We start from the raw sequence: 15,980 nt of genomic DNA, 5'->3' as shown, positions 1-15,980 counted from the left end.
GCGCATAAGCAATCGCCTAGTGCTGGTGACCAGCTTCTTCCTCTTCAGGCTTGTTCACCACGGAAGCCTCGGTGGTGAGCACCATGCGGGCCACGGATGCGGCGTTGACCACAGCGGAGTGGGTCACCTTCACCGGGTCGATGATGCCCTGCTCGATGAGGTTGCCGTACTCGAGCGTGGCGGCGTTGAAGCCCTCACCGTTCGGCAGCGTAGCGACCTTGGACACAACGACGGAACCGTCCAGGCCTGCGTTTTCCGCGATCCAGTAGGCCGGCTTCACCAGCGCACGAGCTACGGTGAGCACACCGGTCTTCTGCTCGCCCGGGTAGTTCTCAGCGAGCTCCTCGAGCTTCGCCGCGATCTGGACGAGAGCGGAGCCACCGCCGGCGATGATGCCTTCCTGCGCAGCTGCACGGGCAGCATTGATGGCGTCCTCGACGCGCAGCTTGCGCTCGTTGACCTCGGTCTCCGTCGGAGCACCGACGCGGATGACAGCGACACCACCGGACAGCTTGGCCAGGCGCTCTTCCGCCTTCTCCTTGTCCCAGGTGGAATCGGTGTTCTCGATCTCGCGGCGGATCTGCTCGCGGCGGTTCTCCACTGCCTCGGCAGAGCCAGCGCCGTCGACGATGACGGTGTCGTCCTTGGTCACGGTGACGCGGCGGGCACTGCCCAGCACGTCAAGCTCCGCGTCCTTGAGGTTGACGCCGACCTCCGGGTCGATGACAGTGGCCTCGGTGACCACAGCGAGGTCATCCATGAAGGCCTTGCGGCGCTCGCCGAAGTACGGCGACTTCACCGCAACAACCTTCAGCGCACCACGGATGGAGTTAACCACGAGGGTCTGCAGCGGCTCGCCCTCAATATCCTCCCCGATAATGAGCAGCGGACGGGACGTGCCCACGGCCTTCTCCAGCAGCGGGAGGAACTCCGGCAGGGAGGTGATCTTGTTGCGAACCAGCAGAACCTGCGGGTTCTCTAAGACGGCCTGGCCGGCCTCTGGGTCCGTCATGAAGTAGGGGGAGAGGAAGCCCTTCTCAAAGGAGATGCCTTCGGTGACGTCCACGTAGGACTCGATGGACTGGGACTCCTCAACGGTAAGAACACCGTCCTTGCCCACCTTGTCCATGGCGCCAGCAACCATCTCGCCGACGACGGAGTCACGGGAGGAGACGGTGGCAACGTTGGCGATCTCCTCGTTGGAGGACACCTCGGTTGCACGAGCCTTGAGCTCCTCAACAACAGCCTCAGCTGCTGCGGCGATGCCCTTGTTCAGCTCGATCGGGTTCGCACCAGCGGCAACGTTGCGCAGGCCCTCGTTGATGATGGCCTGGGCGAGCAACGTCGCGGTGGTGGTGCCGTCACCGGCAATGTCGTTGGTCTTCACAGCGACGGACTTGACCAGCTGCGCACCGAGGTTCTCAAACGGCTCTTCGAGGTCGATGTCGCGGGCGATGGTCACGCCGTCATTGGTCACGAGTGGACCGCCAAACGCCTTGTCCAGCACAACGTTGCGACCACGCGGGCCAAGCGTCACGCGGACCGAGTCGGCGAGGATGTCCACACCGCGCTGGATGCCCTCGCGGGCCTCCTGGTCAAATGCAATGAGTTTTGCCATAGAGGATTAATCCCGCCTTTTACTTCTCGACGACGGCCAGCAGGTCACGCGCAGACAACAGCAAGTACTCCTCGCCGTTGTACTTCAGTTCGGTGCCGCCGTACTTGGAGAAGATCACGGTGTCGCCTTCCTTGACGTCCACCGGGATGCGGTGCTCGCCCTCGTCGTCCCAGCGACCCGGGCCAACAGCGATGACGGTTGCTTCCTGCGGCTTCTCCTGTGCGGAGTCCGGGATGACCAAGCCGGAGGCAGTGGTGGTCTCAGCTTCGACGATCTGGACGAGGATCTTGTCTTCCAGAGGCTTGATGTTGACGTTTGCCACGATTGAACCTTTCGTGAAAGTTGGATTCATTACACGGTTTCTCGGTGCGCAGCCGTCGTCGCGGGTGAACAAACTGTGCCCAAAACCTGTTTAGCACTCTACCCATGCGAGTGCTAAACGACAACCAAGGGGCTCCCCGCCCCTCACGCGCAGAGCTAGTCCTGGCTAGTCCTGCACCGTCCCCATGTTGAGCACCGCGTTGTGCCAGAGTTCGTATTCCTCTGGGTTGTCGTCCCGGTAGTGGCGGACGGCGCGGATGGCTTGTTTGATTTGGTCCACGATCTCGTCGTCAATGCTGTGCCCGTCGCGGCCAACAAAGATCACCGGGCCGGAGATTGCAGACGTGGGGTCCTGCAGGAAGTTAGCGTTGTCCGTCGCCGCAAGGTTCGCTGCCATGGACGCGACAGGGTTCGGCGCGGCACGGTTCTCACGGGCCTGTGGCGAGTAGATCGCCTCGTACTGCGTGTCGTTTTGAGAAAACGCGACGCGTACTCCCTCGAGGACAACTGGGCCGAGGAACTGGCTCGCGTGGTCCATGTCAAAGATGATCCGGCGGTAGGTCAGGTCCGGGTTCACCAGAAAACCAAAGCGTTCATGATCGCGAGACTTCATGGCGGGAGGGCGTCCTTTCGGGAAGTGAATTTTTACGCGGTTGTCACGTTAACCCGAAACTGCGGACTTCGCTCGGTGAGATTTAAGAATGCACGAGCGGGGTCTCCACCTCAAGCGCCGTGTCGGTTGCCGTGTCCCACCCGGAAGGTTGCGCACCTTCGTGGATGAGCTGGGCCGCAAGCGCCGCGATCATCACTCCGTTGTCGGTGCACAGGGCGAAACGGGGGACGCGCAGTTCGATCCCGTGAGCGCTGCAACGCTCCTGTGCGAGCTCCCGCAACCGCGAATTCGCCGCGACTCCCCCACCAAGCAACAACGTGCGCGCACCAGTGTCTTCGCAGGCCATGATCGCTTTCGCGGTGAGCACGTCCACGACGGCTTCCTGGAAGGACGCGCACACATCCTCGACGCTGATCACATCGCCTGCCCGCTCAGCGGCCTCAACAAACCGCGCGACCGCGGTTTTCAGGCCGGAGAAAGAAAAGTTGTAGCGGTGCTCGCCACGCAGATCTTCAGCTCGCCAGAGTGCGCGCGGGAAGGAAATGTTCGGACGGCCACGTCGCGCAAGCTTATCGACGACCGGCCCACCCGGATACCCCAACCCCAACAGCCGGGCGACTTTGTCGTAGGCTTCGCCGGCGGCGTCGTCAAGCGTGCTTCCGAGCTCCTTCATCGGCTTGCCCACCGCGTCGACCTCAAGGATCTGGCTGTGTCCGCCGGAGACGAGCAATGCGATGGAATGCGGCAGCTCATCCGCATCGTCGAGATTGGCCACGGCGACGTGCCCACCCAAGTGGTTGACCCCGTAGAACGGTACACCCCACGCAGCGGCATAGGCCTTCGCCGCGGACGCGCCAACAAGCAACGCCCCCGCCAGACCCGGCCCCACCGTTGCAGCAACAGCGTCCGGTTTCGTGATACCGGCGTCCGCCAACGCCTTCTCCATCACCCGCGGCATCGCCTCAAGGTGAGCACGCGACGCGATCTCCGGCACCACGCCACCGAAGCGGGCGTGCTCCTCCATGGAGGACGCCACGACATCGGCGAGAATCTCCATCGAGCCGTCCGGCCGCAGATCAATAACACCCACGCCTGTTTCATCGCAGGAAGACTCGATCCCCAGAATGATCATTGCTCTGACTCCTCTGACATCTCTGAGATGGAGTGGCGCATCATCGTGTACGCGTCTGCCCCAGTCGAGGGATAGTATCCCTTGCGCACTCCCACCTCGGCAAACCCATAACTCTTGTACAGCGCAATGGCTGGCTCGTTGTCGGTGCGGACTTCGAGGAACATTTGGGCGTCGTACATATCCGCAGCATGCACCAGTTGGTCCATGAGCACGCGCCCAATGCCGCGCCCCTGGAACTGACGCGCAACCGCGATCGTATGCACCTCAAACTCCGGGTCCTCGCGTGGTCCCAGGCGGGCCACTCCGGCGTACCCGGCGAGAACTTCCTCATCGTCCTCACCCACGAATGCCCCAACATAAAAGGTGTAGGGGTGCGCGAGCTCCGCGAGGAAGACGTCGCGGGACCACGGGCTTTCATTGACGAAGAGGTCCGCTTCAATGGCCGCTGCTGCAACGGCATCGGCGGGTCGGAGTTCACGGATGCGCACGGGGGGTGGTCACTCCTCGTCGATAGATACGCGCGGAATCGCCGAAGACAGTGGTTTCGGCGCCGGTTCTTTCGCATCCGGGCGGCGCAAGTACAGCGGGACGAGCGGTTCGCCCGGCGCGCTCAGATCCTCCACGGCCCTACGCGCGACGGCAACAAGCGCGGCAGCGCGCGGCGCTTCGTACGTCACGGTGCCCGCTGCCTCAATCAGGGCTTCCGGCAGCTTCTCACGCAGATGCTCCGGGACGGACAACACGTCCACCGGCGCAATCTCAAGCTGGTCAGGCGCGATCACATGAGGCCCGTCAACACGTTCACTACCGGAGTAGCGCGCCCAGTACACCTCGCGGCGGCGGGCGTCGGTAAGGGCGAGGGAGGAGGAGCCGCGCAAAAGCCGAGCAACCGCATCATGCGTGCACACACCATGCACGGGCACACCCAGGGCCTGCCCAAATGCGGACGCAGTGGCCATACCTACGCGCAGGCCCGTAAACGGGCCGGGGCCACAGCCCACAACAACCGCCTCCAGGTCGGTGAATGCGAGGCCAGCTGAATCGAGCAGTTCCATCACGGTAGGAACAAGCAACTCATTGTGGGAACGCGTCGGGGTGACCACCTCCGCGAGGGCCTCCCCCGAGTGCGCATCAACGATGCCGGCCACCAGATCCGTGGTGGCCGTATCAAGCGCAAGAACAATCATGCGACTACGGGGCTACTGAATACGCGGGCCGAAGCGCCACATGCCGCCGTCATAATGAACCGGGAAGCCCTGCTCTGTGCTGAAGATCTCCTGGAAGTAGTTGTCTCCACACAAGTCCATCACGTTGGCCGGGATCGCATCAACCGCGACAGCGGTTTCGCTCGAGTCATTGAACAGCAGGATGTAGTTGTTGCTGCCGTCAAGCTTGATCTGATCCGCAAGATCGCCGGCTGCCTGCAGTTTCATGTCCACCAGCTGCTCCGGCTCGTTGTTGCACACTGGAACAAAGCCCTGCATCTCCTGGCCGTACACGTAGCGCAGGTCGATGATCTCGGCTGCGATGGCGTCGTGAGCTGGGGGTTCCATCTCCGCGAGCGTCGTTGCCAGCGAACCTGATGCTTCTGCCTCTCCGAGCGATTTCTGCCCGGAAGCAGCGCTCGAACTCGGCATGACAAAGATCAGGGCTGCGAGCGCAATGACCCACAGCGCGATGACAATGGCGGTCCAACCTTTTTGGCTAGCAGTCAGCTTTTGCATGGGACTAACCCTACTCTGATGGCGTCCACGAGATGATGCGGGCCTGCGATTCCGGGTCCTCAAGTGCACGCGTCTCACGGTCGAGGGTGACTAGCAGGTAGCGCGTGGCCAGCTGTTCCACGAGGCCGCCGCCCCACTCCGCCACCACGACGGCGCTGTCAAGTTCAGAGTCCAGGTCAAGCGCATCCAACTCCCCCAGCGGGTCAATCGCGCCAGTGCCGCCGACGCTGTCGAGGAGCCGGTAAGCATCCACGTGCACGAGTGCGGGACCGCCGGTCGGGTTTTTGTGTTCACGCGCGATGATGAAGGTAGGGCTGGTCACACGCCCTTTCACGCCCATGCCTTGAGCGATTCCTTGCGTGAGGGTGGTTTTGCCAGCACCAAGGGGGCCGTCGAGGATGACCACGTCACCTGCCTCCAGCGCCTCCCCCAACGTGCGGCCGAATGCGCGCGTGTCTTCAGCGCTTGCGCATTCGACGGTTCCCGCAGAATCAAACGGTTGCTTCATGGCTCTCCTGCTTATCGACGTACTCCCTCACCACACGCCCACCCGGCGCACACACCACCTCGTAGTGGATCGTGCCTACCCGGCGCGCCAGCTCGGCGGCACTCATACCGCCGGGGCCGAAGATGATTGCTTGGTCACCAACGTTAATGCCGGCGCGGTCGGAGCCTAGCCACACGATGAATTGGTCCATGCACACGCGGCCGACCTGCGGGTAGCGCTGGCCACCGATGGTCACCTCGATGTGGTCCTGCCAAGCGCGCGGGATTCCGTCGGCGTATCCGACTGGGACGATGGCGGTCCAGCCATCTTCCGGTGCTGTCCAGGTCAGGCTGTAGCTGGCGCCTTCACCTTTCTTAATCCGCTTCACGGCGGTAAGTCTCGCGGACAGCGTCATTGCCGGGTGAAGGTCCGCTCCAGAGCTCTCCAGCGGGTCTAGGCCATAGAGCGCGATGCCTGGGCGCACCATCCCGAAGGCATTCTCCGCGCCGGTCAACGTGCCGGGCGAGTTAGCCAGGTGGTTCACCGGCACCTCCAGCCCGTGGGTGCGGGCAAGGGCGATGGCCCGCTGAAAAGCGTCACGCTGCACCTGATTGTGAGGATGGGTGGGCTCATCGGCGCACGCAAAGTGCGACATCAGGCCACGGACCTGAAGGCCTGAAGCAGCAGCGAGATCGAAGGCTTCTGGCCAGTCCTCCTCATCAATCCCGGAGCGGTTCAGGCCGGTGTCCACGATGAGGTGCACGGGGCGCCGCACACCGTTGTCCACCAGCCAGCGCAGGTGCTCCAGGCCGGGAACCCCCACCTCAATCCCCGCAGGGATCTCTTCCCCCGGCTGCCAGATCCAGGCCAACACCGGTTTGTCGGTGAGGGGGCGGATCTGGGCGGCCTCCGCCAAGGTGGCCACTCCGAACGCATCTGCGCCCGCGGCATCCATGACAGGAATGACTCGCTGCGCCCCATGGTTATACGCGTCCGCTTTGACCACGCACATGAGCTTGGCGTCACCCGCCACTCGCTTCATCACGGCGGTGTTGTGCGCAATCGCACCGAGGTTAATGGTCAAGGTGGCGGGACTCATGGCTGCTATTGTGCCAGCCGCCACCCATCACACCAGATGCAGCACGCCCAGACCGGCCAGCAGCACCGCCACGGCCCACGTCGCACCAGCGGATACGGCGGCGGAGTTCTGCCGCGCCGCCTCAAACATGCGGCCGGCAGGGCTCTCTGGGTAGCGGCGAACCCAGGCGACGAGGAAGGCGCAGAACGTAGGCAAGCTCAAGGCGACAGTCGCGTACAAGACGAGAAAGGCGTAGCGCGTCCCCACCGGCACACCCGCTGTGGACAGCACTGCCAGGCCACCGTAGAACGGCACCGACGTCGCCGACTGGATGATGCCCAGCACGAAACCCACCAGCACGGTCGTCCCGGAAGGGGTGCGCAACGGCCGCATGATGCGCTGCACAAGCCCGGAATTATCACCGCCCCGCATAGCAAGCACCGCAGTGAGAACACCAGTGGCAACAAGCAAGATGCCAAACACCGGCCCATCGACAAAGCGATGCACCACATCGCCGAGCCCGTCGAACACCACGAGCATCAAAAAAGCCAGGGATGCGACCCCGAGCCAGTCGCCAGCGATGAGCAAAGCGGCGGTCGTCGAAAAGCGAGGTGCAACAATACCCACCGCGACGATGACCCCGATCAACAACAGGTTGATCGAGTCAATGAACGCGAAGCCGAGAGCCGCGAGCACTACTCGACCGTGACCGACTTAGCCAGGTTGCGCGGCTTATCGATGTCATCGTTGCCACACTCACGCGCGATGAACGCCGCGAGGAACTGCAACGGCACCGTGGCCAGCAGCGGCTGCATGATCGTCGGCGACTGCGGAATCCGAATGAGCCAGTTCGCGTACGGCTCCACCGCGGTATCGCCTTCCTCCGCGATGACGATCGTCTTCGCGCCACGCGCCCGAATCTCCTGAATGTTGGACACGATCTTCGAGTGCAGCTGTGGCAACCCGCGCGGGCTCGGCACGATGACCACCACCGGCAGATCGTCCTCGATCAGCGCGATCGGGCCATGCTTCAGTTCGCCCGCCGCGAAACCTTCCGCGTGGATGTAGGCGAGCTCCTTCAGCTTCAGCGCGCCCTCAAGCGCGATCGGGAAGCCAACGCCACGCCCCAAGAAGAGCATGGTCTTCACCGCACCAAGCGTCGACGCGATCTGCTTCGCCTGGTCGTGGCTAGCCAGCGCCTCCTCGATCTTGGCGGGGATCGCCTCAAGCTCATCCCAGATCGTACGGATCTCATCTGGGTACTTCGTGCCCTTCGCCTGCGCGAGAGCAAGACCCACGATGTAGTTCGCGGCCACCTGAGCAAGGAACGCCTTGGTCGACGCCACACCAATCTCCGGACCAGCGTGGGTGTACAACACCGCGTCGGACTCGCGCGGAATCTGCGAACCGTTCGTGTTGCACACCGCCAGAACCTTCGCGCCCTGCGTCTTCGCGTGGCGGACAGCCTCCAGAGTGTCAGCGGTCTCACCGGACTGGGAGATCGCCAGCACGAGCGTGCGCTCATCCAGCACCGGGTCGCGGTAGCGGAACTCAGAGGCCACCTCGATCTGGACTGGGATGCGCACCCAGTGTTCAATCGCGTACTTCGCAGCCAGACCTGAGTGGTAAGCCGAACCACACGCGACAACGAAGACCTGGTCGAAGGACTTCAAGTCACGCTCCGAGATCGTGTTCTCATCCAGCACCACGCGCTTGCCATCCCAGTGGCCCGCGAGAGTATCGCGGACAGCGGCGGGCTGCTCGTAGATCTCCTTCATCATGAAGGAATCAAAGCCACCCTTCTCCGCGGCTTCCAGATCCCAGTCGATGGTGAACGGTTTGCCTTCGCTCGGGCTGCCGTCAAAATTGAGCACCTCGTAGGAATCCTTCGTGATCACAACGACGGAATCAGAGGCCAGTTCCACCGCGTCCTTCGTGTACTCAATGAAGGCCGCTACGTCCGAGCCCAGGAACATCTCGCCGTCGCCCACACCCACGATCAGCGGGGTTGAACGGCGCGCCGCGATGATGGTGTCCGGGTGATCAGCATGCGTAAACAGCACGGTAAACGCGCCCTCAAGACGGTTAAGCACGCTTAACGACGCCGCCCTAAAGTCCCCCGCCGTCTCCCCCTCGTTGTACGCCTTCGCCAACAGATGCGCAGCAACCTCGGAGTCCGTGTCCGACACCATCTGGATGCCTTCGCGCTCCAGCTCGGCCCTCAGGGGCGCGAAGTTCTCAATGATGCCATTGTGAACAATCGCCGCCTTACCGTCGAAGGACACATGCGGGTGCGCATTCTCATCGGTCGGGCGGCCATGCGTTGCCCACCGCGTATGACCAATGGCAGTGGTGCCTGCCAAGGCATCCGCACCCATCTCCGCGATCTTGTCTTCGAGGTTCTGCAGCTTGCCGGCACGCTTCGCCACATTGATGTGGCCACGATCGACCACGGCGATGCCGGCGGAGTCGTAGCCGCGGTACTCCATTCGTCGCAAAGCTTCGAGCGCAATGCCGAGAGCCTGCTGCTTACCTACGTATCCCACGATTCCACACATGCGGACAACATTAATCTATGAAGCAACATCGCCCTAGTAGGTCCGCCCGTGGCGCGGGACCAGCCCATGTGCGAATGCAGTAGGGTTGGTGGCGTGTCTGCGAACCTGAAAAAGCTCAGTGAACTGTCCAAGCGAGGCCCGCACCGCGTACTCGAAGGTGACCTCGGCTTCACCGGCCTGCCCGGCAAGGTGTACGTCCCCGCTGAAGGCAAAGCTATTCCCGGTATCGCTTTTGGCCACGACTGGATGAAAAACGTCGGTGACTACCACAAGACGCTGCGCCACCTGGCCAGCTGGGGCATCGCCGTCGCTGCACCGGACACCGAACGTGGTCTGCGTCCCGATCACGCTGGCTTTGCCGCTGACCTGGAAACCGCCCTGCAGATCCTCGCGGGTGTGAAGCTGGGTAACGGCAACGTCACTGTCTCCCCCAACCGGCTTGGCATCGCCGGCCACGGCATGGGCGGTGGCTGCGCCGTCCTGGCTAGTGCGGATAACCCCAAGGTCAAGGCCGTTGCTGCTGTGTACCCCGCCGACGTGGCACCGTCCGCGATCACCGCTGCGCGTGGCCTATTCAAACCGGGCCTAGTCATTGGGCCTGATGAGGATTCTGATGGCATCCTTGGCTCCGGTAACCCCGCCCAACTTGCCTACAACTGGTCCGGCCCCGTTGCGTACCGCACGGTGAAGAACGGCAACCAGCAATCCTTCAGCGAGGACTCCCTGGCCAAGCTGCTGGTGGGCACCGGCCGTTCCAAGACCAGCGTGCAGGAAACCGTCCGTGCTCTGCTCACCGGCTACTTCCTCCACCAGCTGCGTGGGGAGAAGGTCTGCAGCGCCTACTCCGAGCCCGACGCCTCCGGCAAGGGCGTGGAATCCCTCGTGGGCAAAGATCTTGCCGACGCCACCAAGCTGTTCTAGGCCCGCTAGTCCCCGCTAGTACCAGTTAGTCGCGGTTTTCGGTCGGGCCCTCTTTGCGCAGCACACCCTGAACCTTGCCTGGCCGGAAACCCCGGTACACACCCTGCGGTGTTACCCGTGGTGGCTTCTGGATGTTCATCTCCTTGGCCAACTCCTGCTGCCTCACCAGCTCCTCCATTTGGCGCTGGCTTTGCTTCAGCACCTTCTCAAACTCGGCCATCCGGTAGGCCGTGCGACGGCGGAACTGCTCCGCGTAATCACTAAATTCCATTACCAGGTCCTCGTCTTTCGGGTGCGGGGTTGATCTTCGTGGGCGTCAGCGTTGGCATCAGGCTCCGGCTGCGTGGGTGTTTCCGGCTGCTCCGCCGGCTGCTCCACTGGCTGCTCCGCCACCGGCCCAGCAGCCGCGGGCGCACTCTCCCCCTTTGGCGGCGGAGGTGGTTCCTTCATCTGCGCTAGCTTCTCCGGTGGCATCTCCGGTTCCGGCTCCACGGGGAGGCAGTCTTCCTCCTTCGTCTCAGGCGCCGGCGCTGGCGTCGGCTCCGTATCTGGTTCCGGCGTCGCTGGCGGGCATTCAATCTGCGTCAGGCAATCCTCGACTGTCTTCTTGAAGCCCTCCAAACCCATGTTGAACTGCTCCAGCAGATTGATACCTGCCGGGCCCGTCGGAGGCACCGTTGGCAGCGTCGGGCACGGTGGCAGCGAGCTGCTGAGATCAACGTTGATATTCGCGTTGACGTTCAGGTTCAACCCCGCGCTGCCCACCCCGAAGGCTGAAGCGGGTGCTGTGGGGGCGGTGGGAGCAGGCACCGGGCTGGGCGCCGGCGCGGGAGCCGGTGCAGGTGCCGGTGGCGCAGGGGCCGGGCCCGGCGCGGGTATCGGCGCGGGCGGTGGTGATGCTTCGGGCGGGCAGTATTCCTTCGGTGGCGGTGGCGGAGTGTCAGTATTCGTGCACAGCTCGTCGAGGCGCTCGTAGCAGCAACTGATGGACTCATTGCGGTCATCCACGGTCTTCTCAATAGCTAAAAGCCCCTCGATGATCGGGCCAAGAAGCACCGCCCCGATGCGCACCAAGGGATGAAGCTGCAACATCGAAATGAACGTGAGCACCACCTGGATGATCTCGTTCATACCTATGGCAGCGTCATCGTTGATTTCCTTGACGGAGTCCACGCAGCGCTGAGTTTCGCGGCACAGCTCGTCCAAGGCATCGGAGTGTTCGGACTGCTCCGCGTCCACGTTCTTCTCGTGGTCAGTGATGCCAATGTCCTCGAGCCAACTGGATTCACCGCTGCTGCCTTGCCCAAAAAGGAAAGGTGCAAACGTACTCAGCACCCCAAGCAAGCCGCCACCCAGGCCACCAGCTAGACCACCGCCCTTGCCACCTTTGCCACCCTTGCTGCCGAGCGACGGCGCGGAGTTCACGCGCCCCACTTGAGCCGGCAGCGCAGAATTATCAAGCCCATTGGTCCAATCCAGTTTGGAGGAGATGGAGTGGATGTGGGATTGGATCAAGGAGACGTCGGCAAGCGACATACCTGGCACCGCGGCTACCTCGCGCGCGATGGCATCCAGGCCTTCTTTGACCTGCGCATTACTCATGAGTAGTCAACCCCCCTGCATTCGTGCCATCCGTCGACGACACATCCCCCGTGAGCGCGAGCATAGACGTGTACTGCGCCACGCGCGACCGCAACCGGGCAAGCGTGCGCTCGTGGACGGCCTCCACGGACGCAGCGATAGTCTCCCCGTGAACCACAAACCCGTCCCCGAATGAGGCCGGATTGATCTCTGGTTTGTTGGCCTCCAAGGCTGCAATCGCCTCGTTGTACTTATTGATCGCAGCGTTGATGCGTTCCCGGAACCCCTCCGGGTCGAGCTCTAAAGGCGTGCTCAATGTCATCCCCCCGTATGGTCAAGCCGCCTATGGCAGGCAGCAGTCTTTACCTTCCATAGTCTTAGACTGCCTTAACCCCCGGTTTGGTTCCCTCAAATCCCAAACTTTTTTCAAAACGGGGGTGCCTACACCGCCGCGACCACAGCCGCGAGGCGGCCAGCAACCCGGCGGGCCTGCTCTTTTTCGGCGGCTTCGACCATGACGCGGAAAAGTTCTTCAGTACCGGATGGGCGCAGGAGTACGCGGCCACTGGAGCCGAGCTCCTTCTCCGCTTCAGCGATCGCCGCGGTCACTGCGGGATCATCGAGGATGAGGGATTTATCGGAAACGGGGACGTTGATGAGCACCTGTGGCAGGACAGTCATCACGCTGGCGAGCTCTTTGAGGCTCTTGCCGGTTTCCGCCATGCGCTGCATGAGCATGAGGCCGCACAGGGTGCCATCCCCGGTCGTCGCATGCTCCGGAATCACCACATGGCCCGACTGCTCACCGCCAAGCGAGAATCCGCCGCGCCCCAGTTCCTCTAGCACGTAGCGGTCGCCCACCTTGGTTTCGCGCACCTCAATGCCCTCGCGCTCCATCGCGAGTTTCAGGCCGAGGTTGCTCATCACAGTAGCCACCAGCGTGTTTTTGCGTAACGCCGATTTCTCCTTCATATTCACAGCCAAAATCGCCATGATCTGATCCCCGTCAACCACATTGCCCTCCGCGTCGACAGCGAGACAGCGATCCGCATCACCATCGTGCGCCAAACCAAGGTCCGCGCCGTGGGCCAGAACAGCCTTCTGAGTTTGCTCAATGTGGGTGGAACCGGCGTTGTCGTTGATGTTGAATGCGTTCGGCTCGTTGAAGATCGGAATGACCTCCGCGTCCGCCGTCGCGTACGCCTTCGGCGCGATCCGCGAAGCCGCACCGTTCGCACAGTCCACCACAACCTTGATGCCGTTCAACGGTGTGGTCACGGATTCCTCCAGGTGCTGCAGGTAGCGCTTGAAAGCATCCGGGGATTCTTCCAGGATGCGCCCAATACCAGTGCCAGTTGGGCCGGCTTCGTCGATGGAGGTCATGGCGCGTTCGATGCGGTCCTCGACCTCGTCGTCAAGCTTCTTGCCCCCTGCTGAGAAGAACTTGATGCCGTTGTCCGGCATGGGGTTGTGCGACGCGGAGATCATCACACCGATGTCGGCGCCGTAATCATCCGTGAGGAAGGCCAGGCCCGGCGTAGGGATCACGCCCACACGCAGCACATCAACGCCTTTCGACGCCATCCCCGCCGCCATCGCCGCCGCCAACATCTCCCCCGACACACGCGGATCCCGGCCGATGATCGCCGTCGCGCGACGCTGCTCCGACCGCTTCGTCTCAGTGAGCACCATTGCTGCGGCCTGCCCGAGCTTCATCGCCAACGGGGCCGTCAACTTCTCATTAGCCAGCCCACGCACACCATCGGTTCCAAAAAGTCGAGTCATAGCCACCAATTATGCCTGCTCCACCCCAGACAAGGCGAAAGCGCCGCCATCCCACAGTGAGGACAGCGGCGCTTTGCTTGCGCTGACAGCAGCGATTAACGCTTGGAGTACTGCGGTGCGCGACGGGCCTTGTGCAGACCAGCCTTCTTACGCTCAACAGCACGAGCGTCACGGGTGAGGAAGCCAGCCTTCTTCAAGGTCGGGCGCTCAGCCGGGTTGTAAACGTTCAGCGCACGGGCAATAGCCAGACGCAGAGCGCCAGCCTGGCCGGTCGGGCCACCGCCACCGATGTTGGCCTTGATGTCGAACTGGCCTTCACGCTCGAGCAGAACCAGCGGAGACAGGATGTCCTGCTGGTGCAGCTTGTTCGGGAAGTAGTCCTCAAGGTCACGGCCGTTGACGGTGATCTTGCCCTTGCCCTCAACAACGGTCACGCGAGCAATTGCGCGCTTACGGCGACCGACGGTCTGGATCGGGCCCTCGTGGTAAGCCGGAGCCTCAGCCACGACCTCATCCTGAGTGTCAGCCTCGACGGCTACAGCATCAGCGATGGTGTAGTTGAACTCCTCGGTAGCCGCGGTTGCAGCGTCGATATCGGTCTCGCCGGCGAGATCGCTAGCGGTATCTGGGGTGATGTTCGGCTCGGTCATTACTGCGCCACCTGCTTAAACTCGAAGGTCTCCGGCTTCTGCGCCTCGTGCGGGTGCTCAGAGCCGACGTAGACGTGAAGCTTCTTAATGGACTGACGGGAGAGGCGGTTGTGCGGCATCATGCCCTTGATTGCCTCCTCGATGACACGGTCCGGGCGCTCATCCAGAGCACGGCCGAGCGTGATGGACTTCAGGCCACCCGGGTAACCGGAGTGACGGTAACGCGTTTCACGCTCACGCTTGTTGGAAGAAATGTGGACCTTGTCAGCGTTGATGACAATGACGTGGTCACCGGTGTCGACGTTCGGTGCGAACTGCGGCTTGTGCTTACCGCGCAGCAAATCAGCTGCGGTGGAAGCGAGCTTGCCCAGCACCACGTCGGTAGCGTCGATGACGTACCACTTACGGGTAATGTCACCGCTCTTCGGGTGGTAGGTAGACATTCATGACTCCTTGAAGTCTTAAATCTAGAAGGCTGCCGGCCAAGGCGTGCTTCCCTCGTCCCCTCCCCTGTCCGGCGGCCGGTGGAGACCCGGTGAGGTGGGCCGGGCACGAATGCGCCCGGAAAGAAAAACACACAGGGCATCAACTTTAAAGCACCTTCCCTTAAAAACCCAAAACGCCGGCGGGCGGAACATGTCCGCGCACCGGCGCCTGGTAACCATTAACCGCGCCTGCCCACAATGAACCAATTTAAACGAACCAATTTAAACGGAAATGACCAATGAAATGAGCTGGGTCAGGCTGCGAATTCACACCTGTCGTATAAGTCCCCCCTTTCCTTTGTCTTCCCTGGGCTTAAAAGTCATATGCCTTTAAGCCCAGTGCCTTTAAGCCCAGCTGTTTGCTGCAGCAGTGTTGACGGCCTTCATACGCTGATTGCCGTCCTCAACCGCACGGGCGATGGTGGATAGAATCTCAGTGAGCTCCAAGGCAGCGGCATCCCACTTATCCTGGTGCTGCTTGTAGCCGTCCGCCGCGTCACCTTCCCAGGCGGAAACCATCGGCTTGATCTGCGCCTTGAGGTCTTCCAGCTGGCCGGTGATGGTGCGCGAGGACGTCTCAATGTCTTCCGCAGCCGCGGACAGGGACGTGAAACTGTACTTGATTACGGTCATGGTGTGGATCTCCTTAGTCTTTTACGTCGTGTGTGCGTGTCGGTGACTTACAGCGCCAGCCCAGCAGGCGCGGCGTTTGTGAAGGAATCCGAGTTCGTCGCCTCCACGTTCTCAAAGTTGCCCGCGTTGTCGCGGATATTGTCAGCGATACCGCGCAGGGCTTCGCTCAGGCGACGCTCTGCATCGTCGAAACGCCTCATCAGGCTGTCAAAGCTCGCCTGTGCCTGGCCGGTCCAGTAGCTGCGGGTGGATTCCGCAATGTCCTGGAGGCGGTTGAGTTCCGTGATCACCGAGTCATTGGTCGCGTCCACGTTGTTCGCGGCCGTGCGCATGACGTCGGCTTCTGTCCTGAACTGATCGTTACTCATCTTTCCCCCGATTGGTGGTTGTGTGA

General features: G+C 62.2%; 20 protein-coding genes. 1 reads left to right on the top strand and 19 read right to left on the bottom strand.

Annotated features, from left to right (window positions below):
- Window positions 1-16: 16 nt before the first annotated feature.
- The 11 genes from groL to glmS all read right to left on the bottom strand — a co-directional run bounded on the left by groL (window position 17) and on the right by glmS (window position 9,531).
- A complete protein-coding gene (groL, locus tag QP994_RS04110; RefSeq protein WP_284865477.1) occupies window positions 17-1,618 on the bottom strand; it encodes a chaperonin GroEL in 1,602 nt (533 codons plus the stop codon).
- Between the two features lie 19 nt (window positions 1,619-1,637).
- Window positions 1,638-1,940 (bottom strand): co-chaperone GroES, encoded by a 303-nt coding sequence (gene groES, locus QP994_RS04105; RefSeq protein ID WP_034664178.1) that lies wholly within the window; start codon window positions 1,938-1,940, stop codon window positions 1,638-1,640.
- Window positions 1,941-2,105: 165 nt separating this feature from the next.
- Window positions 2,106-2,552: a hypothetical protein gene (locus QP994_RS04100; protein ID WP_284855792.1), complete on the bottom strand. Its 447-nt coding sequence runs from the start codon at window positions 2,550-2,552 to the stop codon at window positions 2,106-2,108.
- Window positions 2,553-2,634: 82 nt separating this feature from the next.
- Window positions 2,635-3,684 (bottom strand): tRNA (adenosine(37)-N6)-threonylcarbamoyltransferase complex transferase subunit TsaD, encoded by a 1,050-nt coding sequence (tsaD, locus tag QP994_RS04095; protein WP_284865476.1) that lies wholly within the window; start codon window positions 3,682-3,684, stop codon window positions 2,635-2,637.
- Window positions 3,681-4,172: a ribosomal protein S18-alanine N-acetyltransferase gene (rimI, locus tag QP994_RS04090; protein ID WP_284865475.1), complete on the bottom strand. Its 492-nt coding sequence runs from the start codon at window positions 4,170-4,172 to the stop codon at window positions 3,681-3,683. Before rimI ends, tsaD begins: the two co-directional genes overlap by 4 nt.
- A 9-nt stretch (window positions 4,173-4,181) precedes the next feature.
- On the bottom strand, window positions 4,182-4,871 hold the full coding sequence (gene tsaB, locus QP994_RS04085) for a tRNA (adenosine(37)-N6)-threonylcarbamoyltransferase complex dimerization subunit type 1 TsaB (RefSeq protein ID WP_284855795.1): 690 nt from the start codon (window positions 4,869-4,871) through the stop codon (window positions 4,182-4,184).
- A 12-nt stretch (window positions 4,872-4,883) separates the two neighbouring features.
- Window positions 4,884-5,408, bottom strand: a complete 525-nt coding sequence (locus tag QP994_RS04080; protein WP_284865474.1) for a hypothetical protein — start codon at window positions 5,406-5,408, stop codon at window positions 4,884-4,886.
- Window positions 5,409-5,418: 10 nt separating this feature from the next.
- Window positions 5,419-5,916: a tRNA (adenosine(37)-N6)-threonylcarbamoyltransferase complex ATPase subunit type 1 TsaE gene (tsaE, locus tag QP994_RS04075; protein ID WP_284855797.1), complete on the bottom strand. Its 498-nt coding sequence runs from the start codon at window positions 5,914-5,916 to the stop codon at window positions 5,419-5,421.
- Complete coding sequence (gene alr, locus QP994_RS04070; protein ID WP_284865473.1) at window positions 5,900-6,994, bottom strand: alanine racemase; 1,095 nt, start codon at window positions 6,992-6,994, stop codon at window positions 5,900-5,902. Before alr ends, tsaE begins: the two co-directional genes overlap by 17 nt.
- A gap of 27 nt (window positions 6,995-7,021) precedes the next feature.
- Window positions 7,022-7,669 (bottom strand): sulfite exporter TauE/SafE family protein, encoded by a 648-nt coding sequence (locus QP994_RS04065; protein ID WP_284855799.1) that lies wholly within the window; start codon window positions 7,667-7,669, stop codon window positions 7,022-7,024.
- Entirely contained in the window at window positions 7,669-9,531 is a 1,863-nt protein-coding gene (glmS, locus tag QP994_RS04060) for a glutamine--fructose-6-phosphate transaminase (isomerizing) (protein ID WP_284865472.1), read from the bottom strand. The genes QP994_RS04065 and glmS overlap by 1 nt, the downstream gene beginning before the upstream one ends.
- 93 nt (window positions 9,532-9,624) lie before the next feature.
- Here glmS and QP994_RS04055 point away from each other — a divergent pair, with 93 nt between their 5' ends.
- Window positions 9,625-10,452, top strand: coding sequence for a dienelactone hydrolase family protein (locus QP994_RS04055; RefSeq protein WP_284865471.1), 828 nt, complete (start codon window positions 9,625-9,627; stop codon window positions 10,450-10,452).
- A gap of 25 nt (window positions 10,453-10,477) precedes the next feature.
- Here QP994_RS04055 and QP994_RS04050 read toward each other — a convergent pair whose 3' ends face one another.
- From QP994_RS04050 to QP994_RS04015, 8 genes are all read right to left on the bottom strand, one after another.
- Entirely contained in the window at window positions 10,478-10,723 is a 246-nt protein-coding gene (locus tag QP994_RS04050) for a hypothetical protein (RefSeq protein WP_284865470.1), read from the bottom strand.
- Window positions 10,723-12,054 (bottom strand): hypothetical protein, encoded by a 1,332-nt coding sequence (locus QP994_RS04045; protein ID WP_284865469.1) that lies wholly within the window; start codon window positions 12,052-12,054, stop codon window positions 10,723-10,725. Before QP994_RS04045 ends, QP994_RS04050 begins: the two co-directional genes overlap by 1 nt.
- Window positions 12,047-12,349 carry a hypothetical protein gene (locus QP994_RS04040; protein ID WP_284855804.1) on the bottom strand — a complete coding sequence of 101 codons (303 nt, stop codon included), beginning with the start codon at window positions 12,347-12,349 and terminating at the stop codon, window positions 12,047-12,049. The genes QP994_RS04045 and QP994_RS04040 overlap by 8 nt, the downstream gene beginning before the upstream one ends.
- A 125-nt stretch (window positions 12,350-12,474) precedes the next feature.
- Complete coding sequence (gene glmM, locus QP994_RS04035) at window positions 12,475-13,818, bottom strand: phosphoglucosamine mutase (RefSeq protein ID WP_284865468.1); 1,344 nt, start codon at window positions 13,816-13,818, stop codon at window positions 12,475-12,477.
- Between the two features lie 95 nt (window positions 13,819-13,913).
- Entirely contained in the window at window positions 13,914-14,468 is a 555-nt protein-coding gene (rpsI, locus tag QP994_RS04030; protein WP_284865467.1) for a 30S ribosomal protein S9, read from the bottom strand.
- Complete coding sequence (gene rplM, locus QP994_RS04025) at window positions 14,468-14,911, bottom strand: 50S ribosomal protein L13 (RefSeq protein WP_284855807.1); 444 nt, start codon at window positions 14,909-14,911, stop codon at window positions 14,468-14,470. The genes rpsI and rplM overlap by 1 nt, the downstream gene beginning before the upstream one ends.
- A 387-nt stretch (window positions 14,912-15,298) precedes the next feature.
- On the bottom strand, window positions 15,299-15,586 hold the full coding sequence (locus tag QP994_RS04020) for a WXG100 family type VII secretion target (protein ID WP_284865466.1): 288 nt from the start codon (window positions 15,584-15,586) through the stop codon (window positions 15,299-15,301).
- 47 nt (window positions 15,587-15,633) lie between these two features.
- Window positions 15,634-15,954: a WXG100 family type VII secretion target gene (locus QP994_RS04015; RefSeq protein WP_284855809.1), complete on the bottom strand. Its 321-nt coding sequence runs from the start codon at window positions 15,952-15,954 to the stop codon at window positions 15,634-15,636.
- Window positions 15,955-15,980 lie beyond the last annotated feature (26 nt).

The sequence above is a fragment of the Corynebacterium sp. MSK044 genome (assembly GCF_030232825.1).
GTDB lineage: Bacteria > Actinomycetota > Actinomycetes > Mycobacteriales > Mycobacteriaceae > Corynebacterium.
The sequence above is the reverse complement of the archived record's forward strand: the minus strand, read 5'-3'. Positions and strand labels throughout refer to the sequence as shown.